The sequence below is a fragment of the Flavobacterium salmonis genome (genome assembly GCF_903819435.1).
Classification (GTDB): Bacteria; Bacteroidota; Bacteroidia; order Flavobacteriales; family Flavobacteriaceae; genus Flavobacterium; species Flavobacterium chungangense.
Map to the genome: position 1 here is coordinate 1 of NZ_CAIJDP010000015.1, position 210 is coordinate 210.

Annotated in this window: 1 protein-coding gene; it reads right to left on the reverse strand. The window is 51.4% G+C overall.

Annotated features, from left to right (window positions below):
* The coding region (locus FLACHUCJ7_RS00075) for a hypothetical protein (RefSeq protein WP_180907448.1) at positions 1-210 on the reverse strand (210 nt) is incomplete at both ends.

Here is a 210-nt window from a genome sequence, read left to right on the forward strand (position 1 = left end):
GGTAGTATTACTGGCTGCGTAATCTCCTGCTGAAGCTGATCCTGTAAAGCCTAAGCTTACCACTGTAGCGGTAGTCGTAGCCGTGCTCAGTGTAGCGGTAATCGTAGCGGTGCCCGCTGCGTTCTCTACGATTGAAGCTGTTCCGCTCAGTGTTACTGTTGGGATGGTCTCGTCATCGGTAATCGTAATGATTGCCTGAGTTGTACTGCC